At 62.6% G+C, this 25059-nt stretch carries 24 protein-coding genes; 15 read left to right on the top strand and 9 right to left on the bottom strand.

Going from position 1 to position 25059, the window contains the following annotated elements:
- The first annotated feature begins 63 nt into the window (after positions 1-63).
- From HWN72_RS20475 to HWN72_RS20455, 5 genes are all read left to right on the top strand, one after another.
- Entirely contained in the window at positions 64-228 is a 165-nt protein-coding gene (locus HWN72_RS20475) for a hypothetical protein (RefSeq protein WP_211151236.1), read from the top strand.
- Between the two features lie 457 nt (positions 229-685).
- Complete coding sequence (locus HWN72_RS20470; protein ID WP_211151235.1) at positions 686-973, top strand: hypothetical protein; 288 nt, start codon at positions 686-688, stop codon at positions 971-973.
- Entirely contained in the window at positions 963-3296 is a 2334-nt protein-coding gene (locus HWN72_RS20465; protein ID WP_211151234.1) for a type IV secretion system DNA-binding domain-containing protein, read from the top strand. Before HWN72_RS20470 ends, HWN72_RS20465 begins: the two co-directional genes overlap by 11 nt.
- Before the next feature lie 2 nt (positions 3297-3298).
- Positions 3299-6556, top strand: coding sequence for a MobF family relaxase (mobF, locus tag HWN72_RS20460; RefSeq protein WP_211151233.1), 3258 nt, complete (start codon positions 3299-3301; stop codon positions 6554-6556).
- A 63-nt stretch (positions 6557-6619) separates the two neighbouring features.
- Positions 6620-7126 (top strand): DUF2726 domain-containing protein, encoded by a 507-nt coding sequence (locus tag HWN72_RS20455; protein WP_211151232.1) that lies wholly within the window; start codon positions 6620-6622, stop codon positions 7124-7126.
- 53 nt (positions 7127-7179) lie between these two features.
- Here the strand turns inward: HWN72_RS20455 and HWN72_RS20450 are convergent, their stop codons facing one another.
- On the bottom strand, positions 7180-7812 hold the full coding sequence (locus tag HWN72_RS20450; protein WP_211151231.1) for an SOS response-associated peptidase family protein: 633 nt from the start codon (positions 7810-7812) through the stop codon (positions 7180-7182).
- A gap of 734 nt (positions 7813-8546) precedes the next feature.
- Here HWN72_RS20450 and HWN72_RS20445 point away from each other — a divergent pair.
- On the top strand, positions 8547-8888 hold the full coding sequence (locus tag HWN72_RS20445) for a hypothetical protein (protein ID WP_211151230.1): 342 nt from the start codon (positions 8547-8549) through the stop codon (positions 8886-8888).
- A 214-nt stretch (positions 8889-9102) separates the two neighbouring features.
- Positions 9103-9420, top strand: a complete 318-nt coding sequence (locus HWN72_RS20440; protein WP_211151229.1) for a UrcA family protein — start codon at positions 9103-9105, stop codon at positions 9418-9420.
- A gap of 18 nt (positions 9421-9438) precedes the next feature.
- On the opposite strand, the gene xth is transcribed toward HWN72_RS20440, so the two are convergent.
- Both xth and ligD read right to left on the bottom strand, forming a co-directional pair.
- Positions 9439-10251 (bottom strand): exodeoxyribonuclease III, encoded by an 813-nt coding sequence (gene xth / locus HWN72_RS20435; RefSeq protein WP_211151228.1) that lies wholly within the window; start codon positions 10249-10251, stop codon positions 9439-9441.
- Positions 10248-12128 carry a DNA ligase D gene (gene ligD, locus HWN72_RS20430; protein WP_211151227.1) on the bottom strand — a complete coding sequence of 627 codons (1881 nt, stop codon included), beginning with the start codon at positions 12126-12128 and terminating at the stop codon, positions 10248-10250. Before ligD ends, xth begins: the two co-directional genes overlap by 4 nt.
- Positions 12129-12290: 162 nt before the next feature.
- Between ligD and HWN72_RS20425 the strand changes: the two genes are divergently transcribed.
- On the top strand, positions 12291-12470 hold the full coding sequence (locus HWN72_RS20425) for a DUF3606 domain-containing protein (protein ID WP_211151226.1): 180 nt from the start codon (positions 12291-12293) through the stop codon (positions 12468-12470).
- Between the two features lie 1076 nt (positions 12471-13546).
- On the opposite strand, the gene HWN72_RS20420 is transcribed toward HWN72_RS20425, so the two are convergent.
- The 3 genes from HWN72_RS20420 to HWN72_RS20410 form a co-directional block, all read right to left on the bottom strand.
- Positions 13547-13753, bottom strand: a complete 207-nt coding sequence (locus HWN72_RS20420) for a hypothetical protein (protein ID WP_211151225.1) — start codon at positions 13751-13753, stop codon at positions 13547-13549.
- Positions 13754-13789: 36 nt separating this feature from the next.
- Positions 13790-14026, bottom strand: a complete 237-nt coding sequence (locus tag HWN72_RS20415) for a hypothetical protein (RefSeq protein WP_211151224.1) — start codon at positions 14024-14026, stop codon at positions 13790-13792.
- A gap of 91 nt (positions 14027-14117) precedes the next feature.
- Positions 14118-14861, bottom strand: a complete 744-nt coding sequence (locus tag HWN72_RS20410; protein WP_211151223.1) for a Crp/Fnr family transcriptional regulator — start codon at positions 14859-14861, stop codon at positions 14118-14120.
- Positions 14862-15439: 578 nt separating this feature from the next.
- On the opposite strand from HWN72_RS20410, the gene HWN72_RS20405 reads away from it, so the two are divergent.
- Positions 15440-15784, top strand: a complete 345-nt coding sequence (locus HWN72_RS20405; RefSeq protein WP_211151222.1) for a hypothetical protein — start codon at positions 15440-15442, stop codon at positions 15782-15784.
- A gap of 353 nt (positions 15785-16137) precedes the next feature.
- Here HWN72_RS20405 and aac(6') read toward each other — a convergent pair whose 3' ends face one another.
- Both aac(6') and HWN72_RS20395 read right to left on the bottom strand, forming a co-directional pair.
- Positions 16138-16605 (bottom strand): aminoglycoside 6'-N-acetyltransferase, encoded by a 468-nt coding sequence (aac(6'), locus tag HWN72_RS20400; RefSeq protein WP_211151221.1) that lies wholly within the window; start codon positions 16603-16605, stop codon positions 16138-16140.
- Positions 16606-16689: 84 nt separating this feature from the next.
- The gene (locus HWN72_RS20395; protein WP_211151220.1) at positions 16690-16965 is read right to left on the bottom strand and encodes an HU family DNA-binding protein; all 276 of its coding nucleotides are present in this window, start codon (positions 16963-16965) and stop codon (positions 16690-16692) included.
- 241 nt (positions 16966-17206) lie between these two features.
- Here HWN72_RS20395 and HWN72_RS20390 point away from each other — a divergent pair, with 241 nt between their 5' ends.
- From HWN72_RS20390 to HWN72_RS20365, 6 genes are all read left to right on the top strand, one after another.
- Complete coding sequence (locus HWN72_RS20390; protein ID WP_211151219.1) at positions 17207-17608, top strand: hypothetical protein; 402 nt, start codon at positions 17207-17209, stop codon at positions 17606-17608.
- 136 nt (positions 17609-17744) lie between these two features.
- Positions 17745-18353, top strand: a complete 609-nt coding sequence (locus HWN72_RS20385) for a protein ImuA (RefSeq protein ID WP_309141586.1) — start codon at positions 17745-17747, stop codon at positions 18351-18353.
- Positions 18268-20094: a DNA polymerase Y family protein gene (locus HWN72_RS20380; RefSeq protein WP_211151218.1), complete on the top strand. Its 1827-nt coding sequence runs from the start codon at positions 18268-18270 to the stop codon at positions 20092-20094. The genes HWN72_RS20385 and HWN72_RS20380 overlap by 86 nt, the downstream gene beginning before the upstream one ends.
- A gap of 10 nt (positions 20095-20104) precedes the next feature.
- Positions 20105-23353 (top strand): error-prone DNA polymerase, encoded by a 3249-nt coding sequence (locus HWN72_RS20375; RefSeq protein ID WP_211151217.1) that lies wholly within the window; start codon positions 20105-20107, stop codon positions 23351-23353.
- 258 nt (positions 23354-23611) lie between these two features.
- Entirely contained in the window at positions 23612-24070 is a 459-nt protein-coding gene (locus tag HWN72_RS20370; RefSeq protein WP_309141585.1) for a hypothetical protein, read from the top strand.
- A 278-nt stretch (positions 24071-24348) separates the two neighbouring features.
- Complete coding sequence (locus tag HWN72_RS20365) at positions 24349-24510, top strand: hypothetical protein (protein WP_211151215.1); 162 nt, start codon at positions 24349-24351, stop codon at positions 24508-24510.
- Positions 24511-24577: 67 nt separating this feature from the next.
- Here HWN72_RS20365 and HWN72_RS20360 read toward each other — a convergent pair.
- Positions 24578-25059: alpha/beta hydrolase (locus tag HWN72_RS20360; RefSeq protein WP_211151214.1), on the bottom strand; the 482-nt coding region annotated here is incomplete at its 5' end.

Raw genomic sequence — 25059 nt, 5'->3', positions numbered from 1 at the left:
CGACCGGCGCCGCCGGTTTTTGGTATGCCCGTCGTGCAACCTCCACCCTGAATGACTCGACAAATGACCCCCAAGACACACGGAAAAAAGAAGGCCGTCGCGCAGCATCTCACCATGAGTATCGAGCTCGTCGAGCGGATCGACAAATGGCGCGAAAACGCTTTCGGCCAACCGACCCGACCGGAGGCAATTCGCCGACTGATCGAGAAAGGCTTGATGGATGAATAGCCTCGCCGAGATGGTCAATCGATGATGGCTATTTGGTCCCCAATTCGGTCCAAATCGGGAACGGCAGGCAGCCGCAACAGGGGCTGATGTGGTCTTCTGCGCGAAGTCAGATGCGCGCAACTGCCTCGCTGGAAACGAAATTCCAAGCCGGAACGAAGCTGATCTGCACGATCCTTCGAGAGACAAAAAGGCTGTCTATTGACAGCACACCCTACGCAACTTCGTTGCAGGTCTTGTGTTGTAAATTCAGACAGTTAGCGGGATATTTGTCTGTATCCCACCCGGTCCCAACATGTATCCCATTGCACCCCAGTGCAACAAGTATCGCAATTTCAATGAGATAGATGGTACTCACTGGGACCTATTAACGCCAACAGGGAGTTGCAATGTCCGTCATTTTCGTTTAGAAAGACCGGGCTTTTCGTAATCCCACCAGCCTCCCTGCTAGGAGGTTGGATTGACTACATCGATACAACGCACGATCAGATTTGATCGCAAGCACTATTCCGCAATCGACAAGCTCGCCAAGGAGCAGAGCCGCACTTTTGCTGACGTTCTTCGTCACGCGATTGATCACTATTTAGGTGCTCAATCTGTACTCACCGCCAGCCAGCGGCGACAAGCCCGGGTAGTCGAATACGCGCAGATCGCCCTCGACGCGATCATCCAGGAACAGCACCCCGAATATCGCGAACGCATACTGGCGGAAACGGACCGCCGGATGGAGCGTTATCATGGCGCGTAAAGAACCCAAAAAAGACATCCGCGACGACGGCCGGCACATCCCGCTCGAGCACCATACGGCCCGCGGCGATGTCCCCCGTAACTCCGGCAACTTCACCCGGGGAAGCCAACTCCTGACCACCCAGGTCTGGATGTGGTCGCAAGGCGCGAGATTGCCGCTCGTGATGTGGCTGGTCCTCTTCGCGCTGTCCTATTTCATCATCCTGTCGGTCACCCTTAACGAGAATAATTTCCAGCTGATCTGCATGCGTATTCTCTCGGCCCTGTGGGACTGGGTTGCGCTCGACAACCTCAAGCAGGTCAACCTGCGTCTGCCGGACAATTCCGTGCACCGCACGGTGATGGGCTACGTGCCCTTTGTACCAGAAGTCGCCGCCGCCTGGGGCAAGGCGGTACGGGGCATCTTCGGCTCCATCCTGATCGCCTCTTTCGTGACCGTTCCTGCCGCGATCTGGTACGTGGAATTTGCGAACCGGCGCGGTAAATCCATCGTCCAGGAACGACACGAGCGCGGCGCCATGTTGGTCGAGCGCGATATGCTCTACGAGGAGATCGTCCAGCATAACACAATCGAGTTCGAAAAGGACGCGGCCAAGCTGTTCCCGAATCTGTCCGCAAAGCAGGTTCTCCAGCTTCCTTTTGCCGACCGCAAGGCAGCTGGAATCCACCACCCCTACGACCTCGCCGGTATCCCCTACCCGCACCGCCTCGAGCAGTCTCACACCATGCTCATCGGCACCACGGGCGCCGGTAAGACCACTGTCCTTCGCCACCACATCGCGCAGATGCGAAAGCGCCAGGACACCGCCGTCGTTTTCGATCTGACCGGCGCTTACGTCGAGGCGTTCTACGACCCTGACCGCGACACCATCCTCAACCCCCTGGACGAGCGCTGCCCGGCCTGGTCGATCTTCGACGACTGCACCACCTATAGCGAGTTCACCGCTGCCGCCTCGGCGCTCATCCCATCTGATGGCGGATCGTCGGAACCGTTCTGGGCGCTCGCGGCACGCACCCTTTTTATCGAGATGTGCATGAAGCTCATCGAGCGCGGGGAGACCACCAACAAGGCGCTCGCCGACAACCTGATGACGGCCGATCTGAAGAAGGTTCATCTCTACCTTCAGAAGACGATCGCCGACCCCCTCACCGCGCCGGAAGCGGCTCGCATGGCAGAGTCCATTCGCGCCGTTTTCAACACCAACGCGCAGGTCCTGCGGTTCCTGCCCGACGAGGGTCAAAGCTACTCGATCCGGGACTGGATGACCGGCGAGAAGAAGCCGGGATCAATCCTCTTCATCACCTGCAATTATACCGATCTCGAAATGAACCGGGCGCTGCTCACACTCTGGTCCAACCTCGCCATCCACGCCCTGATGTCGATGCCGCGCACGCGCTCGCTGCGCACCTGGTTCATCTTCGACGAGCTTGGCGCCCTGCACCGGCTTCCCGCCATCGAAAGCGGCCTGCAGACCGCACGTAACTTCGGCGGCGCTATGATCCTCGGGCTCCACTCGTTCGAGAAGCTGATCCAGGTCTACGGCGAGGAAAATGCGCGCAACCTCTCGTCACTGGCGCGCACCAAGCTGATCCTCGCTGCCGCCGATCTCGACACGGCCGAGCAGTGCTCGCGCTACATCGGCAACCGGGAAATCCGGCAGATGGATGAGGGCTACAGCTACGGCTACAACAGTACCCGCGATGCATCCACGCTGACGCCGCGCAAGCAGATCGAACCGCTGGTCATCCCGGACGATATCACCAACCTCCCTGCCCTGCACGGCTTCGTGAAATTCCCCGACGGGTTTCCTGCCGCGCGCATCCTCCTTCAGTGGCGCGACTATCCCGATGTCGCCAAAGGCTTCATCAAGCGCAAACCGAAAAAGCCGGACGATCCTGAAGGCGGGGTTCGCGGAAGAGGGGGTAAGCCGAAAGGTGGAGGCGACGATGGTGGGCGCGGCGAAACATTCGCTCTCACTGAGGAGGAAATCTCAGAACGGGATATCCCGGTAGCGTTTGCGGCGGGGATCCTTTCGGCGCCGAGTGAGGAACAGGAACGGCAGGCCCGAGACGTTGATCGTGAGGCAGCGGAACGGATAGATCCCAGTGCTCCACGAGATACCGATGGCAAGCCGACTAGCGACACCCGGGACGAGCGCGAGCGCAGCACGGATGCGACCAACGTTGTCCCGATCAAACAGTCCGATCGCGACAAAAATACTCCGCGCGCAGCGCAACCGGACCGTGAAGACCTGGGTGTCCGGGAGGCGCGCGAAAATTTCAGTCGCGAGCATGGCGAGGATGACATGGGCATTGGGGACTGACCATGCACTCGATCGCCTCCGTTCGCTCATCCTCCGGCGCTGCCAACTACTTCACCAAGGACGACTTCGTCAGCGGGGAATATTATACCGATGACGCCGCCACCGAGGTCAGCCAATGGGGGGGCGAAGGCCTGCGGGATTCCTCTCTTGGCGGCACCGTCACCAAGGAAGCCTTCGAGAAGGTCCTGAACGGAGAAACCCCCACCGGGGAACAGGTCGACAGCCGGGACGGCCGTCGCCCCGGCATCGACCTGACGTTCTCCGCCCCAAAGTCGGTTTCGATCATGGCCTACATCGCCGGCGACAAGCGCATCCTCGGCCCGGACGGCGCCCATACCATGGCCGTCCAGAAGACCATGGCCTGGGTCGAAAAGAACCTCGCCGAAGGGCGCAAGACCGTCGATGGCAAGACGGCTCCGGTCGCGACCGGCAATCTCGTCTATGCCCTGTTCCAGCATGACACGAGCCGAGCGCTCGATCCCCAGGCGCACATCCACACGATCGTCGCCAACATGACCCGTATGCCCGACGGCAAATGGCAGGCCCTCCATGCCGACAAGATCTGGGCCAACAACACCGTGATCGGCTCGATCTACCATTCCTTTCTCCGAAACGAGATGGACAAGCTGGGCTACAAAACCGAGCTGCAGGGCAAGCACGGCACCTTCGAGATTACCGGCGTTCCGAAGACCGTTCTGGAGGCCTTCAGCCAGCGCCGCGAAGAGATCATGCTGAAGGCCGAGCAGCTAGGGATCGTCTCGCCCAAAGGGCGTGACGGTGTCACCGTCACCACGCGCGATCCCAAACTGACGGTCGAGGATCGCGATGGGCTCCTGAAGACCTGGCAGGACAAGGCGGCCGCTTTGGGTTTCAATGGCAGGGATCTGGCCGCGGCGGCGTTGCAGGTCTCGACCGCCCGGGAAGCGGATGGCCCATTAGACCGCAGCTACCAGGCTATCGTCGATGCCGTAGCTGGCGCCCGGGACGTCCTGTCCGGGCTGATGCGCTCCTCCGATCCGCTGGTCGATCGAGGCATCCTGCGCCTGGTAAGGTCGCCTGCAGAGGGGCGCGCGCAGCTGGCTGTCGCCTCGGCCGTCCGCATCCACGGCCAGCGCGAAGCTGCCTTCGAGATCCACCGGGTTGCCAAAACCGCGCTCGACCTTGGCCTGAAGGGTGTCACCATCGACCATGTCTCTGCCCGGATCGACAAACTGATCGACCAGGGCAAACTGCTCCCCGGCGAGATCCGCGTGAACGGCCGAATGGCGGATGCGGTCACGACGCCAGAAGTCGTCGCAACCGAAGAGAGGATCATTGCCCACTTCGAGAACGGCAAGGGCCAGGTCAGCCCCATCGTTACGGCTGCCGATGCGCCGGCCCGGCTGCAGGCGGCCTCGCCTCATGAACTGAATGCCGGGCAGCTGGCCGCCGCCACGATGATCGTCTCGGGCTCGGACCGTCATGTTCTCGTCCAGGGCGTCGCCGGCGCCGGCAAGTCCACCATGCTCCAGGCCGCCGCCACCGTCCTGCGCGATGAGGGCAAGAATGTCCTGGGCCTCGCATTCCAGAACAAGATGGTCGTCGACATGAAAGAGGGCATGGCGCCCAAGAACCTGTCGGTCGAAGACATGAAAGCCGCCGGGATCGAGGCTCAGACGATCGCGTCGTTCATCTGGCAGAACCAGGGGCATCTCGAAAATCCGCATACGCCTGCTGCGCAGGCCAGGCGCGATGAGATGAAGAACACCGTGATCGTCGTGGACGAGACGTCGATGGTCTCCAGCGACGATATGCTCAAGCTGGTCGCGATCGCGGAGGCACTCGGCGTCGTGAAGACCGGCGACATCGGTGACCGCCAGCAGCTCTCCTCGATCGACCAGGGCAAAGCCTTCGCCATGGCGCAGGCCGCCGGCGCCCCGATGGCCCGCATGGACCAGAATATCCGCATCAACCCCGATAACAAGCAGCTGCTCACCGTGGCGGCGCTGGCCAACGTCGGTAAAGCCGGTCAGGCGCTGCGGGTGCTTGGCGACAACGTGCAAGAGCACGGTGAGCCGGCACGGCAGGCGGCCGAGATTTGGCTTGCGCTCTCCCCGGCGGAACGCGCTACCACCGCCGTCTTCGCATCGGGCCGCGAAAGCCGCGGGGTCATCAACGAAGAAATCCAGGCTGGGCTTCTGCGCGAAGGCTCGATCAAGGGCGACGGCCTCGATGTTACCATCCAGGAAAGCGTCAGCACGGTCCGGGAAGAGTTTCGCTACGCCCACACCTACAAGGTTGGGCAAACCCTCAACGCTACCGGGCACGTCCCGGAGGCCGGGATACAACGCGGCCAATACGAGGTAACACGGGTTTTCGGGAACGGGAAGGTGGAAATCCGGGGCGAGACTGGCCGCAAGCTGCGGTTTGATCCTCAGAAGATCGACCCGGTGAACAAGCAAAACCGCCTCGAGATCAGCACCCTCAAGACCGTCGCCATTCATGAAGGCGATAAAATCCGCTGGACCGCCACCGACAAGGATCGCGGCCTCATGAATTCCGCGATCGCGCAGGTCGTGTCGATCGAAGGATCCAGCGTGACTTTCGAAAGCGCGTCGAAGGAACAGATCACCCTCGAGCGCGGCGATCCGATGCTCTCCCGCCTCGATCTCGCATACTCGCTCAACATGCACATGGCCCAGGGCATCACCGCCGACAAGGCGATCGGCGTCATGCTCAGCTATGAGAAGAACCTGTCGAACCAACGCCTGTTCAACGTCCTCGTCACCCGTGTCAAAGATGGCATAACCATGGTCGTCGACGACCAGGCCAAGCTGGCGCAGCAGCTCGACCGGAGTCCCGGCGACAAGACTTCTGCCCTGGAAAGCCTCGGCCGGCTCGACATCGACGGACCCGGCGCCAAGACCCAGGCTGCAGATGCGGCACTCTCGGCAGCGATGGCGGCTCAGGAACCGGGCGACCGCGACCCCATCATAATTGGCGACCTGGACAGCCTCGAGCTCTCCGACCTTCCGCCAATGGGCAAGTCGGACACGGACTATTCCAAGCCTGAGAACGGGGGCGATCCAACGAGGGAGGATCGCATCCAGGACCAGGATAGCGATCACGGCGGCCAGAAGAACGCAATCGATCCCCTCGAGGGGGATGGCCTCGGGATTAGGCCGCCCGATGTCGATGATCTCCACGGCCTGCCGCCTATGCCCGGCGGCCCCGAACAACTGCCCGGTCTGCCACAAAAGAATCTCAGCCTCGACCTGTAGGAGCCATTATGAAACTATTGACTATACACAGCGCCATGCGCGCTCACGGGGGAGCACTCTGCAATGGATAAATCCATCGCCATCCTGGTAGCGTTGGGCTGTATCGCGCTCCTTATTAAAGCGCTGACGGGTGGGGCGTCTGGCCGAAAGCCGGCCCCTGTGGCAAAGCCTTTCATGACACGGCGGGAAATGGCGATGCTCGACATTCTTGAGCGCCTGGTTCCCGAGTGCCGGTTTCACGCACAGGTTTCCATGGGCGCCCTACTCGATGCTCCCAAAGTCACGGGTAAGTCCAGGCGCCCAGCTGACCGCAACGCATTCTCGCAGAAGATCGTGGATTTTGTGATGCAGGACCGCCGCACCGGCGCGATCGTCGCGCTTATCGAAATCGACGACAGCAGCCATCGCCCCGATCGCGACCGTGCTCGCGACACCATGACCGCAGGTGCAGGCTACCGCACCGTTCGCATTGGCCGCTCCGTTCAGCCAAATTTCAATGATGTCCGCGTCGCTGTCGCGGGGTTGATCGCTGAGCCGAGTCCAACACGAGGAGCAGCGCATCGGGAATAGGTGATCGTGACAAGGGCCGGCCCTGGCCCCACACAGCTTTGAATTGTCCCGCTCTACCGTTCATTGCGCCTGGTGGGAAACACTGGGCCGCGTACGACCATACGCGAGGCATCGTATGGTTTTTGCAGCGCGACAACCTCGTCATAGGACCCCCGCAACCACGTTTCGACGTCGGCCGGCTCCAGGATGGTGATCATGGCCTTGGGATGGATGGGCGCCACAAGTTCGTTAGGGTTGCAGGTCACCATCGTGAAACCGTTGCCGGCTTCCGTCCGCTGCCAGAACCCGGCCACGGCGAATGTCGGCTGATCGGTAACGCTGAACCACATCTCGCCCTTGAGCGGCGGCTTGCCATCGCCCAGGTCGTGCTTTTTTGGCGTAAACTCGCAGAACTCGGTGAGCGGAACAAGGCAGCGGTTTTCCGGGTTTTCGGCTAGCTTGCGCCACTGCGGCAGCGACAACTGGCGCACGTTCGTCATCGGCCAGGCCGCCTTGCCGCCCAACACGTCCCACGTCATCACATCCCAGGCGCGTTTGCCGCCCTCTTCCCGGATTACATAGGCCCGGCCTTTCGGGCGCAATTCAACCGGGTCAAACCGGTTGTCCCGCGGACGCTCGGTGAACAATTGGGCGACCGAACCGAACAGCGTCTCGGGTTCGCCTCTCATGCGAGCTCGGTTACACATCTTCGCTTATCCTCGTTGTCGCCGGCAGGCGCCTCTGCCCTGTGGTCTGAGTTGTAGGGCTAGGCATAAACCGTTGCTCGCCGGCAAAGATGCCCGGTGCTTCCTGACGAAAGAAATCTCCGTAGTCGTAAGCAATCTTTGCACTCAGCGGCCGGAAACCTCGCCGACTGTCGGCCCGTTACAACACCATGTTGGTCTTCATCGATTTCGAAGCCTCCTCACTCGGCAAGAAGAGCTATCCGATCGAGGTCGGGTGGGTCTTCGAGAATGGCGTCCATGCGGACTATCTAATCAAACCAGCCCCGGGCTGGAACGACTGGGATCCGGATGCGGAAGCAAATTCACGGCATCAGCCGAGAGATCATAGAAGGCTCCGGGTTCGGCCATGATGAGGTTGCGCGCATAATGCTAAGTCAGCTCGCTGGCCATGACCTGATTGTCAGCGCACCAAGCTGGGACGGTAAATGGCTGAGCGCGTTGCTGCGAGCGGCAGGGTCTCCACGCCGCACCCTTCGACTTCGGGGAACCGATGAACTCATTAGAGAAGAGGTACAACGCCTTTTGGGTACTCCGGTCATTGCCCCCCTAGAGAAAACCGTTGTGGATCTTCTCGGATCGACGGGACGGCCAGACGGGCCGCCCGCCCACAGAGCACTGCCTGATGCAGAGCAGGAGCGGCTATATTTCCTATCCGTCCGGGAAGCGTTGCGAACTCACGCGTTCCAGCATCGCCGATGAGTGAGACCAAGCGCAAAGGTGGCAAGTATCCGGTCACCCCTGACGGAAGGTATTTCGTAGTGCGGGGCCGGCTCTGGCGGCTCACCGATCCCGCCCTGCCCGAGCAGAAACGGATCGAGTTGGTGAAGGAACTTATGGCCGCACGCCGAGCGGTCGGGGCAGCTCGAAAGAAGGGCGACAGGGAGGCTGAGGACAAGGCACACGCCATGGTCGATCAGGCAAAAAATGCGCTTGGTGAGCGTGGCCCGGTGTGGTGGGACGATGGCGCCCCGGACCTGAACAGGCACATGGCCAGGACTACGCCCTATGCGGCCTGGTATGCTGCTCTCGAGCAGTAGCGATTCTCCGCCAGCATGAGCGGCGTTTGCCGTTCCCGAACCGAAACGCTGTTCGTCGATCTGCGATGTCGTTGATCGCCGCGGTGGGGCCTCTGTCGATCGGCGATGATGGCCAATCGAGCATGGGGTGCGGGAACAGAAGCTCCAAGGCATAACCACTTCATCGAGCCGGACGGGACATTCCTTCAAGGCTCAGCTTGAGGAGGAAAGCATCATGTTCAGGTTCACCGCACCCAAATCCGCGCTTATCGCCGCCGCGCTCTGCAACGCCGCCGTATTCGCCGCTCCTGCGGCATCCGCAAGAAGCATCGAGGTCCGCTACGACGATCTCGATCTTGCAACGACGAAGGGGCAAGACGCCCTCAATGCCCGTATCGTTCGGGCAGCCCGCAATGTTTGCCGCATGGACCAGCTTCCCGGTTCCCATATCAACCCGGTCGATCACACCTGTTACAAGCAGGCGCTTTTCAGCGTGGGCGACCGCGTCGCGGCGGCAGTCGAGAAGGCGGGCGCGACCCAGCTTGGTGGCTGACGCCCAAGTGGCCGCGCATCAGGGTCTCGCCGGCGCCTTCCTACGCCGCCGACGCGGCTTGTCTGAAATCTCGATCCAGACCGGCGCATGATCGCTGGTTTTCTCCCACCCGCGCACATGGTGATCGACTTCGGCGGCAGTGAGGCGCTCGGCGAGAGGCGGACTGAGCAACAGATGATCGATGCGCAGACCGGCATTGCGGCCGTAGGCATTCCGGAAATAATCCCAAAATGTGTAGATGACCTCGCCCGGGTGGCTGGTGCGCAAGGCGTCGGTCCAGCCTTGATCGAGCAGCCGGAAATAGGCCGCGCGGACCTCCGGGGCAAACAGCGCGTCTTTCAGCCAGCGCTCGGGTTTGTAGACATCGAGATCAGTCGGCATGACATTGAAGTCACCGGCCAGCATGACCGGCAACCCGGTTTCCATGAGGCCGGCGGCATGTTCGATGAGCCGCTCGAACCAGCGCAGCTTGTACTCGAACTTGGGACCTGGCCGCGGATTGCCATTCGGCAGATAGAGCCCGCCGATAAGGATGCCGTTTACCGCCGCTTCGATATAGCGGCTGTGGGTATCATCCGGATCGCCAGGCAGCCCTCGGCGGGTCTCATGGATTTCGCCGACGCGGCTGAGTATCGCGACGCCGTTCCAGCTTTTCTGGCCATGGCAGATCGCATCATAGCCAAGGTCGCGGATCGCATGCTCTGGAAATTTCTCGTCCGGTGCCTTCAGTTCCTGAAGGCAGATAATGTCGGGCTCGGCCTCCTCCAGCCAGCGCAGTAGCACCGGCAGGCGGCCGTTGACGCCGTTGACGTTATAGGTCGCGATCTTCACAGGTCTGGCAGCTCCTGGTCGGCCCGGCCCCAGCCAGAAAGCGCCTTTGACCCCGCCCGCTTGATCAGCTCCTTCGCATCGCCGATGTGGAAGTGGGAGGGCGTGTCGATCGTCTCCATTTCTTTCCATGTGATCGGCACTGCCACCGGAGCGTCCGGCCTTGCCCGCACGCCGTATGGCATCACGGCGGTGGCGCCGCGTTGGTTGCGCAGGTAATCTACAAATATCCTGCCTTTGCGCTGGGCCTTCGGCAGAGCGGCTGTGAAATTTTCCGGGTCGGCCTGCGCCACGGCGCGCGCGAGGCGGTGTGCAAAGTCCTTCACTTCCGGCCACTGGGCGCGCGGCACCAGCGGAGCGATGACGTGGACGCCCTTCCCTCCCGTCACCATCGGAAAGGTTTCGAGGCCAATAGACTTGAGGATATCGCGAAAGTGAAAGGCGGCGCTGCGCACCGCCTCGAAGTCGAGCCCTTCGTCCGGGTCGAGATCGAAGACGAGGCGGTCGGCCTTCTCCACGTCCTCGATCCTGGAACCCCAGCCATGGAACTCGATCGTACCCATCTGCACGCAGGTCATCAGCCCGTCCGGCGTATCGAGGTAAAGGTATGGCTCCGTGTGGCCGTCCTTCTCGAGAATGCCGACCTGGCGCACGGCTTCGCCGAAGCTGCCGGCATCGTGCTTCTGGAAGAAGCACTTCTTGGCCCGGCCCTGCGGGCAGCGGACCAGGCTGATCGGACGTGAGCCCAGCCAGGGCAGCATGACGGGCGCGGCAGCGGCGTAGTAGGCGGCCAGCTGTCCTTTGGTGATCCCGCTTTCCGGAAAGATCACACGGTCTCGGTTGCTGATCGCGACGGCAGAAGCGGCGGCGTCCGCGCACGCGACCGGCGCTTCGGTCTCCAGAACTACGGCCTCAGCCTTCTTGTCTTCGCGTAGGCCCAGGTAGCTAGGATGGCGCAAGGTGCCTTCATTGGTCATCTCGGTATAGGCGATCTCCGCAACGAGTTTCGGCTTCAGCCAGTGCGCGCCGCGGACCTCTGAGCGCGGCGCTTTTACCGTCGGTGCCTCTTGCTCGAGCGGCTTCATGATGCCCATCAACCGCATGATCTCATCATTGCCGAAGCCCGTGCCGACCTTGCCGGCATAACGCAGCACGCCCTCTTCGTGGACTGCGAGCATCAGCGAGCGAAAGGCACGGGATGTGTCCGATGGTGTCCACCCGACGATGACGAACTCCTGGCGCTTGATGCACTTGGTCTTGAGCCAGCCTCCGGACCGCGACCCGATGTAGCGGCCGTCCGCTCGCTTGGAGATCACCCCCTCGAGCCCGGCATCGCAGAAGCTGCTCAGCAGCTTGTCGCCGCTGCCGACGATGTGGTCGGAATAGCGCAGGATACTTACGTCCTCTGGCAGGATCGCTCTCAGCCGATCCTTGCGTTCGGTAAGCGGACGCTGGGTGAGATCTTCGCCATCGAGTTCAAGCAGATCGAAGGCCATAAAATCGATCGTGCCCGGTGCCCCCTTGAGCGCGCCCTGCAGCGCCTGGAAGTTTGACCGGCCGTCCGCATCGAAGACCACGGCCTCGCCGTCGATCAGCGCCGATTTGACACCGAGGCTTGCGGCGGCTTCGACGATGCGGCTGAAGCGATCGGACCAGTCGAGACCCGAGCGCGTATAGGCGCGGGCACCCTCGGTGCCGACGGCAAGCAGGACGCGGTATCCGTCGTACTTCATCTCGTGGAGCCAGTTCGTCCCTGCGGGCACCGCATCGACCAGCTTGGCGAGTTGCACCGGGCGGAACGCCGGCGGCGACTGGCTTGGCCGTGACTGCTTATTGCGCGCCGAGACGGCCGGTTTACGCACAGTGGTTGAACGCGCCATAGCGGCATCCTCCTTAGCTTAAGAGAATGGTCCACAGCGCAGACTCGTTCCAGCGCTGATGAGAGTCAGCCTGGCGCAGACGGTACCGGTTGATCCCTAGCGGTGCGAAACCATCGGCCCGGCTTTTCGGTTGTAGCGTCATTGAATCGAAGGAGAACCCGGATGTCGGACAACAAGGAGCTACGCGCCCCCCAGGATGCGTCGCGCATCGCCATAGGCGAGGACTATGAGGTCGAGTACTGGACTAAAAAGTTCAGTGTGAGCGGCAACGAGTTGGCGGCTGCCGTCAAGGCCGTCGGCAACAGTGCTGATGCGGTCGAACGTCACCTCAAGGGCAAATGATCGCTACAAACGTCCGCGGGATCGGGGCCTATCCCTAGGCTAAGGCTGGGGTGGGTCCCGACCCAGCCTGTGGATAAACCTGTGGCCCCGCTGGTCATAAGCTGCGGATGATTTCTGGCATGTCCGTGCCTTTCTTGCCACCGTCTGATTTCAGAGCAGATAGGCGCATCATTTATCGCTTTGACAAGGGCGGTGAACCGCATCGGCTACCCCTTCACCTTCCAGATCGCCGATCTACGCCGGGACCGGCGTTCAGGCCGATCGAGGCCGCTGCGGCTTCAAGCTTGGATGCGAAAGCGCTCGATCGAGACATGTCTCATCGGAAACAATGCCCGCAGTGCGTCCCGGCTGCGCGGCTCGCCTCCTTACCAAAGACTATTCGGCCTTTCCCGAACCCTTTGCGGCTTCACCATCAGCCAGTGGCGGGTCCACCTCATCCTTCTTCCAACGATCGGTCTCTTCCGACGGCTGGCCAGTGGCGTTGCGCGCATCCCGAGGCTCGTACTCTCCCCTGCCGTCTCTGGGGTCTTCCTGCTTGCGCCAAGACTTGTTAGGGTCGCCGGCCGTGCCGGTAGCCTTTCGCGAATCCTTGGGCTCGTATTCTCCGCCGCCTGACATTGATCTGCTCCTTCAGCCATGCCCCTCGCGAGGTTTAGATTTCCCGAGCAACGCCGGTTTCCGGTCATCGGACAAAGCGAGGCACGCAGTTCCGGCAACACGGCGGCACGATTGATGATGGAAACTCGATATTGCCAAACGGACGCTGCATCCCTTACGTTTGCGCCCGCCCAAAAGGATCGTTCGAAGACCTGCGACTGCCAAGGAACTGCGCCAGCAGGCCTGGACTTTTGTTTTCTTTGCCGCCTACGTCAGCTTTCACCCTCGATTAGCTTTGCCGCGTACATGCAAAGCGTGCTGGGAATGGATAGCAAAACGGCGGCCGCCAAAAACGGCGCAGCCAGGAAAAAGCGGACTGCCGGGGACACGTCATCCTCCTCTCAATAGCCCTGTGCCGCTCCAACTAATGAGCCGGGCTCTGGTGCCTTACGGCTTGGCCTGTTCGCACCGGCGCCGCATCAATCTGCCGGTGCCTGGTGAGCATCGATCGAGCCTGGGTCGGCACCGGGGCGCTTTAGGCTATCGCCCCCTATCCAGACCACGCCGATCGCGACGAGAAACATTACCACGAGGGCAATGGCTAGGTATGGCAGGTTCTTGGGAGGACCGCCCTCATGCGGGGTCGGACCGTGCTCGTGAATGCGGTTCTTACCGTCGGTGTCCAAAATTCGTCTCCTTGAACGAGATCAGCGCGGGGAGAATTAGGGTCGGCCGCGTTCGTCTTCGGTCTTGAATTTCGGATCGCGCTGAGTACCCGCCTGCTCTGCATCGGTGCTGTCGAGAGGATGTTTCTTGGCCGCCTCGCCGCCCGCCTGATCCGTCGGAGCGGCTCCCACGCCGCGCGTGCCGCCGGTAACCAGTCCGGGGTTCAGCCTCTCTTCCTCCTTGTCGTAGCGATGGGCTTTGTCCTCATGGGTGCGGTTAGTGGGTTCGGTCATATCTGTTTGCCTTTCGATGTTAGGCTTACTCAACCGCATAAACGGACCGTCGTTCCGCGTTCCTTGGTTAACGAAACCGACGCGCTCTTCGTCATGCTCGCATGTGCAGCCTGGCAGGCTGCGGCGTGGTCCCCATGATCTCAGTATATCGCGCTTCAGCGACACCGTAAAATCGGCCGCAGTATATTTCCAGCCCAGGCCTGTCCCTGATCGTGATCATGCCCCGCTGTGCACGGATAAAGGCATTGGCTTCCAAGTTGTGGACAGCATGAGTGATGCTGGCGCGCCGCACGCCTAGCATGAGCGACATGCTTTCATGGGTGAGTGCAAGATCGTCGGTGTCGGTGCGGTCCCGGTACATCAGCAACTTGCGAGCCAGGCGTTGCTGGACACTGGCACGAACCCCTGCGCTCGCTGCGAGACTTATCTGCACCATCTGGGCTTGAATGTAACGAGACAGGTACGCGCGCAAATTGACACTTGAGCGGATGCAGTCCTGGAAATCGCCGATCTCGACGAACAATGCCTCGCCTTCTATCTGAACAAAAGCGTCTCGTTGGGGTATTAGGTTGGCAATGGCTGCGGTGCCGATCATTCCCTCGCGTCCGACCACGCCGACCTCGATAGGGTCGCGAACATCACCGGTCTCGAGACTGGAGGCCACTCCGCTTTCGATGAAACATATACTGGTGAGAGCTGAGGCCGTACGCTCGAGATGAGTTCGGACTGGCAATCGGCGGCGAGCGCACAGGGGCCACAACCGCAGGCGTTCCTGCGCTCCCATCCCCAGAAGTAGCCAGTTCGTTGTTTTGCCAAAGCTCGTTTCGGCTTTCATGGGCATCTCCTCTCCGCTTAGACTTTTATCGCAACTTCTCCGTTTGTCTTACAAGGACAACGACTGATCTAAGCCGACGTTCCTCTCACATACGGTCTAACAACCTTGCGATAGGCTCAGCCGAAGAAGCCATTTAGTATTGATCCAAGTTTAGTTCCGGGATGGTGCGGTAGCGTACATTGTTTTTACTACTCGAATCATGACCTCTTGCGATATCTGAAGCCATAGCAGGGGCATAGCCGGGCTTAGGCGCGGCACAGAAGGGGCGAATCCGATTGGACGAACCAGCAGTGCTGGCAATTCGGAACTAACCGAAGGATTTTCCATATATGATTGAGACGCCGCAGAACTGGCGCGCCGGTCTTAACTTACCGCGCCCTGCCCACCGTTCATGGTCTGAACCGACGCAGCCGCCGCGTGCACGCCTGGCTCCAAACGAGATCGACCAATTGAGGAGCCGTTTCTGGGCGGTCGTCGATGGTGCTCCTGAATAGAGCGATTTAATCCTCCGTGGCTCCGCGCGGCGTCCATTTGAGCGTCGCGTATGGCCGTTTTGCCCTCAACGAAAAGAGAGACCGATGACTGAGTTCAAGCATAACATCGACTGGCGCCACGGTTTTTCGCCGTTTTTGGGCGTTGAGCGCTTTGTCGAGCGTGCCGAAACGGCCCGCAACGCCATCAGCGAGCAGGCTTCGGCGGCCCAGAACCTATTTGCAAGTCAGGCTCAATCCGGCTTCGATCGTATATTCACCTCGGCCGGGAAGTTGTCGGCGGCAACCGGCACGGCGGAGCGCATGAATGTCATTTCCAGCATCGTGATGGAGAGTTCCCGTGCGCAGATCGATAACCTCGGGAGCTGGGCCCAGCTCTACTCGCGCCGCTACGCTGACTTCCTGGCTTCTTTCGCAGTGAAACCGTCTTAGCAGAAAGACCGGTTCGACGGGTATTTTGCGCCAATAGGCTCGGCCTGCGGCGCGCCGTCAGTGTGAAACGCCGACTGGCGTCGAGTGCAAACTGTCCGGGGGTGCTTTAACCCTCTCGCAGCAGCAAGACCATTGCATTCCCGCTTCGACTTAAAGCGCTGGCCAGATCTTCGCGAGAGCCATCATCTGCCGTTACCGAGGCGACCCGGAGGGCGGTCCATGCCGGACCGACCACCAGCTGCCGGCGGAGCTTATGCTCCGCCGGCCTTTTGTCTGAGATTATCGTGGAGGGGCTTTGCCAAGGCCAAGCGCCGCTGTATCGATCGCACTGGACTAGCCGAGGCGAAGCTATTTCAGCTCAGAGTTGGCGCATCATCCAGCACTTTTCGAAAGTAGACCACGCGCTCGGTTTCTTCAAAATCGAGCGCGGCATGCACGTCATGGGCAGCGCTGTTTTCGAGCAGGGCATCGGAGGCCAGTTCACGGCATCCCATGCTGCGCGCCCAGCCCTCGACCGCTTCGATCAGGCCCCGGCCGACGCCGAGCCGGCGGCTGCTCTCGGCGACGTATAGCCCTTCGAGGAAGGCTACCGGACTGGTGTCGCAGCCATTGACGTAATCACTGCGCAGCGCTGCCTCTGCAAAACCAACCGCCTCGCCCGCAGCATTGCGCCCGAGGAAGCCGAACAGTGAGCCTGGCTCAGACAGCGACTCCAAAAGATCGTCGCGATGGTCGGCCGCGTCGGCCACCGGCCAAAGCGCCGCCCGCAGATTGGCCCAGTCGTCGAGGTTGTGTTCGCCAGCTACTTCAATCCGAACCATCACGCCAAAGGCTCTCCATCGTCATCGGGTCGGACCAGCTTGCAGTGCGGCGCTCTGACGTCCAGAGCGCCGCACTGCCTCAGATCAGCCGTTCAGCTTGTCCTTCACCGCCTTGGCCGGCGTGAACGCGAGCTTCTTCGATGCCTTGATGGTCATGGCCTCGCCGGTCGCGGGATTGCGGCCTTCGCGCTCCGGGCTGTCCTTGACCTTGAATTTGCCAAACCCATTGAGCGAGATTTCCTCGCCCTTGCTGGCCGCCTCGGCGATGGCGTCGAACACGCCGTCTACAACCTTGCGCGCATCAGCCTTGGTCAGGTCGTGAGCCGAGGCGATGGCGTCGGCGAGGTCATTGTTGTTCATTCGTGTTCGTCCTGTCGAAGTTTGAAATCGTTGTGGCCCCGCGCGTCTGGCCAAGTGGCAATTCGCGCCAGCGCCGGTAGCATGGCTCAAACCCGCCGCCGATCAAGGGTTTGACCGGCACCCGGCCCTGCCATGCTACCGCTTGTCCACAGGCTGTGGATATCGAGGCGCGATCAAACGCCTCGCTCGGTCGATGTGTTCGCTGTATGTTCCATTGTTTATGGATTCGGATGACCTACCCTTGGCGGATGATATCGACGTGCCCGAAGGCCGTGAGCGGCTAGGCCGGGCGCACCAGCTGCGCGTGGACATCGCCATTGCGCTGTCGCTTGCCCCCGCATGGCTGCGCCGGTCTTTCGCGGACCGTAATCCCGCCAAAGCGCGCGGCGCCAAAGTGGAATTCTCCGAGCGGATTGCGGCTGCGATCGAACGCCGCTTCATCGTGACCTGGCGCGGCTCGGCGGAAACTGGAGACAATGCCCGGCCGATTGAGGAAGGCGGTCCCCTCTTCGGTGGCCCCGATTTCCAGGATCCCCTTGAACCGTTTTGTCTCACGGGATCTGTCTGCGGCAGCGCGGCGGTAGGACAAGAAGAACATATAGCGAACATTAGGTCCGGTGAGCACCATGATAAGCACAGCTAAGTCGGAAAGACTGCAGTCTCTCATTGCCCAGGTCCAGGCGATCGCACCGGTATGTCGCACGGATGCGCCTTCCCTTCCGTTCGGCATCGCAGAGGTCGACGACCGGCTTGCGAGCCGGGGTTTGGCGAGTTCGGCCTTGCACGAGATCGCAGGAGAAACGGCGGCCCTGGGCGACGATGCCGCCGCAACCCTGTTCGCGGCCGGGATCGCAGCCCGCGCCTCGCAGGGCGATGTCCTGTGGATCATGGAGCGTCCCGACCTTTTCGCGCCGGGCCTCGCCGGCACCGGTATCCCGGCGAGCCGGCTGATCCAGGTCGAAGCGGGGCGCGACGCCGATGCCCTGGCCGTCATGGAAGAGGCGCTGCGCCATGGCGGCCTTGCCGCCGTGGTGTGCGAGGCCGCGCGTATCGGCATGACCGCGACGCGCCGCTTGCAACTGGCAGCGGAAGAAGGCGGCACCATGGCGCTGCTGCTGCGCCGCTGGCGGCGCGCTGCTGAAGATCCGCTCGCCCAGCCGTCCTCCGCCGTCACCCGCTGGCGTATCGCCTGCGCGCCATCGCAGGCGCTGCCGGTGCCCGGTGTTGGCCGGGCACGCTGGCAGGTCTCGCTGGTTCGCCAGCGCGGCGGCGATCCTCAATCCTGGCTACTGGAGGGCTGCGATGCGACGGGTTGCCTCGCTGTTCCTGCCGAGCCTCGCCGTCGATCGGCTGCGCCGCGACGCCGCGAGGACCGGCAGGCCGCCTGAACAGGCGACATCCCAACCCCTGCCCGTTGCCGGCTTCGAGCCGGAAGACGGCTCGTCATGCTCGTGCCCCCGCGGCGGCGGGTGGCGGCCTGGCGCGCGCTGGGCGCAAGGGTCAGGCGCTGGCGCAGCCATGGCCGCGCCCGGCAAGGATATCGACAGGCTGCCGGCGCACCAGGGGCCATCGCCGCGCGAGCTCGGGCGCCGTTCGGAAGCCGCCGACAATCCCTTCAAGAGCGATCGCCAGCGGGACGCGGCGAGGACGCCCGGATACGCCAGACCACCAGCATTGCCCGGCGATGTTGCGGCCCCTCCCCTGGTCACAAGAAAGACCGACCGGCAGCGAGTGATCATCGCCGCCGCGGATAGCTCGGCACTCGCGCTCGGGCTTCAACCCGGCATGGCGCTGACGCAGGCTCGGGCTCTGGTGCCCGAACTTGATGTGCGCGATGATGATCCGGGCGGCGACCTGCGCGAGCTGGAACGGCTGGCGCTTTATGCCGTGCGGCGCTGGAGCCCCTCGGCCCAGGTCGAGGCGCCTGATGGCCTGCTGCTTGATCTGACCGGCGTGCCGCACCTCTATGGCGGCGAAGAGCAGATGGCGCGGCGGATAGGCCGCTTCTGTCGCCGCATCGGCCTCAATACCCGGATCGCCATCGCCGGCACCGCCGGCGCGGCCCATGCGCTGGCCCGCTACGGGTCACAGCGCGTGACCATCTGCCCGCTCCACGGAGAGCTGGCAGCCATCGGGCACTTGCCACTTGCGGCTCTGCGCCTCGAACACCGGCAGCGCGAGACCGCAAAGCGCCTCGGGATCGAACGGATCAATGACCTCGTGTCGATGGCGCGCGCGCCGCTGAGCCGCAGGTTCGGTGCCAGCTTGCTCACCCGTCTCGACCAGGCGACCGGGCGGGTGGCCGAGCCGCTCGTCGGCGTCGTGCCGTTCGATGTGCCGCAAGTCGAACGCCGCTTCGCCGAGCCCATCGGCGCGGCAGAGCCGATTGCCCGTGTCATGGCCGAACTCGCCCATCGCCTGGCGCACGACCTTCTCGCGCGCGGACTGGGCGTACGCCTGCTGCGCCTGGTGTGCGAACGTGTCGATCGCGAAGAGCAGATCGTCACCGTCGGCACCGCGCGGGGCACCCGGGACGTGCCCCATATGCTGCGGCTGCTAGGCATGAAGATCGAGACGATAGAGCCCGGATTCGGCATCGAACGCATGGGCCTCGTGGCGCTAAGGACCGAGCCGCTCGGCGCCGTCGCCTTGGGCGCGGACCTCGGCCTCGGCGAAGAAGCGGACGTCGCCCTGCTGATCGACCAGATCGTCACCCGGCTCGGGCGCGGTGCCGTCTATCGCTCGACGATGCGCGAGAGCGACGTTCCCGAGCGCAGCATCGGCCGGATCGCGCCGACGGAAGCCGCCGTCTGCTGGCCGACGCTCTGGCCTCGCCCAGCCCGCATCCTGGCGCGCCCGGAGCGGATCGCCAACGTCCTGTCCGAACTTCCTGATCAGCCGCCAAGGCGCTTCGTGTGGCGCGGCATCACGCACAGCATCGTGCGGGCGGACGGCCCGGAGCGGATCGCCGGGGAGTGGTGGCGCAGGACCGGCGAGAGCTACGCGGTTCGCGATTATTTTAGGGTTGAGAACGAGCGCGGCGAACGCTTCTGGGTGTTTCGCCGCGGCGACGGAGAGGATCTGCGTTCGGGCGACCTCTCGTGGCATGTGCACGGAATCTTCGGGTGAGCATCTTCGGATGAACAGCGCACCGACATCATCGGTCTACGTCGAACTGCAGGTGACCACCCACTTCTCGTTCCTGCGCGGGGTGTCCTCGGCCGAAGAGCTGTTCGCGCAGGCCGCGTACCTCGGCATCCCTGCCCTGGGCATAGTCGACCGCAACTCCGTCGCGGGTGTCGTGCGCGCGTGGGCGGCGGCAAAGACCGCGGGCGTGCGGCTGATCCCCGGCTGCCGGCTCGACCTTGCCTGCGGCACCAGCCTGCTGGTCTATCCGACCGACCGAGCCGCCTGGTCTCGCCTCACTCGCCTCCTCACGCTGGGAAAGGCCCGCGCCGGCAAGGGCAAATGCGAGCTGCACTGGGAGGACGTGGCGGAATGGAGCGAAGGCCTGATCGCGATCCTGGTTCCGGACCTGCCGGACTCCGCCAACGCGGCTGCCCTGGCGCGGCTCTCGGCGATCTTCGGGACGCGCGGGTACATCGGGTTGGCGCTGCGCCGGCGGCCCAACGACGCAATGCGTATCTTCGAGCTCGATGTCCAGGGCCGCGAAGCGGGCGTGCGCTCGGTCGTGCTCGGCGACGTCCTCTACCACAGCAACGATCGCAAGATGCTCCAGGATGTGGTTACCGCCATCCGCCACCGGACCACGATCGACGCGCTGGGTTTCAGACGCGAGCGTTATGCCGACCGGCAGATGAAATCCGGCGCTGAAATGGAGCGCCGGTTCGCGCGTTACCCCGATGCCCTGGCCGCCACAGCCGATATAGCGGCCGCCTGCAGGTTCGATCTTGGTCAGCTGGAGTACCAGTATCCCCAGGAAGCCAGTCCCGGCGAAACCCCGCAAGCGTTGCTTGAGCGGCTGACCCGCGAAGCGGCCGACCGTATGTTTCCAGATGGCGTGCCGGACGCCTACGCCAAGCAGCTATGCCATGAGCTCCGCTTGATCGAAGGCCTCAGCTACGCCCCCTACTTCCTGACCGTGAACTCGATCGTTGCCGAGGCCCGGCGCCGCCAGATCCTGTGCCAGGGGCGGGGTTCGGCAGCGAACAGCTGTGTCTGCTTCGTGCTGGGCATCACCTCTATCGATCCGATCAAGCACGAACTGCTGTTCGAGCGCTTCGTCTCGGGCGAGCGCAAGGAGCCGCCCGACATCGACGTCGACTTCGAGCATGAACGGCGCGAGGAGATCATCCAGTGGATCTACGAGACTTATGGCCGAACCCGGGCAGCACTCACCGCAGTGGTGACGCGCTACCGTGCGCGCGGTGCGGTGCGCGAAGTTGGCAAGGCGCTCGGTCTGCCCGAGGACATGACGGCCGGTCTCGCCGGTCTGGTCTGGGGCTGGTCGGTGGACGGCGTCAGCGACGAACAGGCGCGCGAGCTCAACCTTGATACCAGCGATCCGCGTCTCGCCTTGACGCTCGAATTGTCGCGCGAGCTGATCGGTACCCCGCGCCATCTCTCCCAGCACCCCGGCGGTTTTGTGCTGACCTCCGACCGGCTCGACGAGCTGGTGCCGATCGAACCGGCGGCCATGGCTGATCGCCAGATCATCGAATGGGACAAGGACGACATCGACGCGCTCAAGTTCATGAAGGTCGATATCCTCGGCCTTGGTATGCTGGGCTGCATGCGCCGTGCCTTCGCGCTGCTAGAAGAGCACCGAGGCATTGCAATGGGAATGGCATCGCCTTCTCTTCAGCACGATGATCCCAAGGTCTACGCGATGATCCAGAAGGCGGACACGCTGGGCGTCTTCCAGATCGAAAGCCGGGCACAGATGTCGATGCTGCCGCGCATCAAGCCAACCAAGTTCTATGATCTGGTGATCGAGGTCGCGATCGTCCGGCCAGGGCCGATCCAGGGCGACATGGTTCATCCTTACCTACGCCGACGCGAAGGCAAGGAAACCGCCCAATACCCCCGCCCCGAACTGCGCGCGGTCCTCGAGAAGACCTTGGGTGTGCCGCTGTTCCAGGAGCAGGCCATGAAGGTCGCGATTGTCGGGGCGGGTTTCTCGGCAGCGGAAGCTGATCAGCTGCGCCGCGCCATGGCTACCTTCAAGTTCACCGGCGGCGTCAGCCACTTTTACGACAAGCTGGTCGAAGGCATGGTGGGCCGCGGCTATCCGCGCGACTTTGCCGAACGCACCTTCAAGCAGATCGAGGGTTTTGGCTCGTACGGGTTTCCGGAGAGCCATGCCGCCAGCTTCGCCAAGATTGCCTATGCCTCCAGCTGGATGAAATGCCATCATCCCGATGTCTTCTGCGCCGCTTTGCTCAACGCGCAGCCGATGGGCTTTTACGCCCCCGCCCAGATTGTGCGCGATGCGCGCGCGCATGGTGTCGAGGTCCTGCCCCCCTGCATCAACCGGAGCCGCTGGGATTGCACGCTGGAGCCGACACGAGGCCGCTATCTGGCCGTTCGCCTCGGGCTTCGCATGGCGCGGGGTCTCTCCAACCTGCACGGCGCGATGATCGTCTCGGCGCGCGGCGACGATCCATACGAGAGCGCTGAGGCGCTATGGCGCCGTGCCGGCGTCCCGGCCGCGGCCATCGAGAAGCTCGCGGATGCGGATGCCTTCCGCAGCATGGCGCAAGATCGCCGGCAGGCGCTGTGGCGCGCGAAGGGCCTCGGCGAGGCGCCGCTGCCGCTGTTCGCGGCAGCCGATGCGCGCGAAGGCCACTTCAGTCCTGAAAGCGAGGAGCCTTTGGTGGCGCTGGAGCCGCTGAGTGAAGGGCGTGAGGTCGTGGAAGACTACCGTACGATCCAGCTGTCGCTGCGCGCGCATCCCCTGCACTTCCTTCGCGAGGACTTAAAGCGCCGCAGGATCAAAACCGCGGCGCAGCTCGACGAGATCAAGGATGGCCGGCAGGTCGAGGTCGCGGGGATCATTCTGGTACGTCAGAAGCCGGGATCGGCCAAAGGCGTGCTGTTCATCACTATCGAGGATGAAACCGGGGTTGCGAATGGCATTTTGTGGCCGGACCGTTTTGAAGCGCAGCGGCGCACGGTGCTGTCGGCGGCGATGGTCGGGCTCAAGGGCCGGCTGCAGCGCGAAGGCATCGTCACCCACATCATCATCGACAAGGTGATCGACTACACACCTCTGCTGCGCGGGATTGGCGACAGAGAATTTTCGTTCAGGGCGGGGCCTGGCGATGGGGCTACTCACGGGGGCGGGCCTGACGCGCGCGAGCGCACGCAGGAGCGCGGCGTGATCGGGGCTTCCGAGATAAGGATCAAGTCGCGCGATTTTCATTGAATGGTAGTCTCCCACAAAGAACCAGCTGTGGCACTTTACCCGCTGGTAAAGTGCCACAGCTGGTTATTCGGTCTTCGGCGTCGTTTAGGGATTCACACCGGAGTCGGGGTGTGCTTGATTCCTGATATGTTCCAGCCTGATCTCTTCGCGGCCCCCGTCGCCCCAACGGCTCCAGCCCGAGCGTCAGCCGGTCCGCTAACGTTGCCCGGCATACTCAGGCGCCTGACCGATGTGTGCGAACGACCCCGCTACAGCTTCATGGTGCTGCATCTGATTGCCCAGGCGAGTTCCAGCACCGGGTCGGCCGGCCCATACGTTCGCGAAGCGGACAAACTGGTCCCCATCAGGGAATGGTTGTGCGACGCCCTTATGCCGGTCGCTCACCACGATTCCAGACGGGCGGCAGTGATCGAGAGAGTTCGCTCCGACTTGCTCGCGCACGGTTTGATGCCTGCTGAAGCCGATCAAGCCGACAGCCTCATCCGTGAGACAGTCGACCTACGTCTTCGTCACTCTGCCTTGACGAACGTCAGTCGAGCCGTATCGGAACTGGTGCGCGCGGGTTTGGTCAGGCGTCACTACCAAGGCTACCGCGTCGATCACCAGAATCGCGGTGCCCAGCGGCAGGCGGTGTACACCATCACGGAGGAAGCTTTTGAAGCTTTGACGATTATCAAGCGCTCTGAGGACGCCGCTGCTTCGATTTGGTCTCTGTGAACCAGCGCCGATCCGTGACCGGATTGCAATTTGCGCGGTGATAGATCCAGGCCCCGCAAGACGGCCGCACACCGATCATCTCGAAGTTCGTGCAGAGATCGAGGAACCCGTGCCGGTCGGCACGGTCCGGGTTCCGGCGAATCAGCCGCTTGGCCTACTCGCCGCCACGCTGCTCAAACCGGAAGCCAGGAATCGTTTCTCGCGTGGGGGGGCTTGCCCGAGGGACTGTCGCCTGCCACCGAAACGAGGACTTCGTAGCGGCACCGATGGTGGAGAGCTTGCTCTCGCGCAATGCCGGCGTGCGCCGCGAATTCCAGGCGAAACTTGCGTTGGAACCTGCTTTCATCGCCGACGCAGATGCGCGCCTCATCTGGTTGTCCGGAAAGCTCCCTCACCGGGACGACTTTCTTTTGACCGACCTCTTTCGACGAGAGATTTGACGCGTTTCGACCGCTGCGTCGCTGTGAGTGGTGCGAACGCCGCACCCTCGTCAGTGCGATCAACCACTCATGACTTCCGGGCGGAAAACGCTGTGCTGACAAAGCCGAGACCCAATCGCAGCCCGGCGGGATCGACGGTGTGGCCAATGCCGGCCGAAATGTGCGTGGTCACCTGGACACCCAGACGCTGCAGATCGCCCTCAGCGGCATGTAGGGCAGCGACCGGCACGACCGGATCTGCTGTGCCGTGCACCAGCAGTACAGGGGGCTTGGGAACCTTGTCTTGCCGCAGGTCGGCTGTGCCGGTGAGCACACCTGCGTAACCCACGATTGCCGCCACCGGGCGAGGCCGGCGCAAGCCGACCTGCAGGGCCATCATAGTGCCCTGACTGAATCCGACGATCGCAAGGTCAGCCTCGGTGAGGCCATATTCTTTCAGCTTGCGATCAATAAAGTCGTCGATCGCTGGAGCAGCTGCAGCGGCGCCGGCGACTAGCGCTTGAGGTGCAATGCTCGATAGCGCCCACCACTGGAAGCCCGCGTATCCTG

This window comes from Novosphingobium sp. HR1a, assembly GCF_015594425.1.
In the GTDB taxonomy this organism is placed as follows: domain Bacteria; phylum Pseudomonadota; class Alphaproteobacteria; order Sphingomonadales; family Sphingomonadaceae; genus Novosphingobium; species Novosphingobium resinovorum_A.
This window is presented reverse-complemented; position numbering and strand designations above follow the sequence as displayed.

Coding starts and splice junctions, on each gene's coding strand:
- HWN72_RS20475 (WP_211151236.1), top strand. CDS start 64: ATGACCCCCAAGACACACGGAAAAAAGAAGGCCGTCGCGCAGCATCTC.
- HWN72_RS20465 (WP_211151234.1), top strand. CDS start 963: ATGGCGCGTAAAGAACCCAAAAAAGACATCCGCGACGACGGCCGGCAC.
- mobF (WP_211151233.1), top strand. CDS start 3,299: ATGCACTCGATCGCCTCCGTTCGCTCATCCTCCGGCGCTGCCAACTAC.
- HWN72_RS20455 (WP_211151232.1), top strand. CDS start 6,620: ATGGATAAATCCATCGCCATCCTGGTAGCGTTGGGCTGTATCGCGCTC.
- HWN72_RS20450 (WP_211151231.1), bottom strand. CDS start 7,812: ATGTGTAACCGAGCTCGCATGAGAGGCGAACCCGAGACGCTGTTCGGT.
- HWN72_RS20445 (WP_211151230.1), top strand. CDS start 8,547: ATGAGTGAGACCAAGCGCAAAGGTGGCAAGTATCCGGTCACCCCTGAC.
- HWN72_RS20440 (WP_211151229.1), top strand. CDS start 9,103: ATGTTCAGGTTCACCGCACCCAAATCCGCGCTTATCGCCGCCGCGCTC.
- ligD (WP_211151227.1), bottom strand. CDS start 12,128: ATGGCGCGTTCAACCACTGTGCGTAAACCGGCCGTCTCGGCGCGCAAT.
- HWN72_RS20425 (WP_211151226.1), top strand. CDS start 12,291: ATGTCGGACAACAAGGAGCTACGCGCCCCCCAGGATGCGTCGCGCATC.
- HWN72_RS20415 (WP_211151224.1), bottom strand. CDS start 14,026: ATGACCGAACCCACTAACCGCACCCATGAGGACAAAGCCCATCGCTAC.
- HWN72_RS20410 (WP_211151223.1), bottom strand. CDS start 14,861: ATGAAAGCCGAAACGAGCTTTGGCAAAACAACGAACTGGCTACTTCTG.
- HWN72_RS20405 (WP_211151222.1), top strand. CDS start 15,440: ATGACTGAGTTCAAGCATAACATCGACTGGCGCCACGGTTTTTCGCCG.
- HWN72_RS20395 (WP_211151220.1), bottom strand. CDS start 16,965: ATGAACAACAATGACCTCGCCGACGCCATCGCCTCGGCTCACGACCTG.
- HWN72_RS20380 (WP_211151218.1), top strand. CDS start 18,268: ATGCGACGGGTTGCCTCGCTGTTCCTGCCGAGCCTCGCCGTCGATCGG.
- HWN72_RS20375 (WP_211151217.1), top strand. CDS start 20,105: ATGAACAGCGCACCGACATCATCGGTCTACGTCGAACTGCAGGTGACC.
- HWN72_RS20370 (WP_309141585.1), top strand. CDS start 23,612: ATGGTGCTGCATCTGATTGCCCAGGCGAGTTCCAGCACCGGGTCGGCC.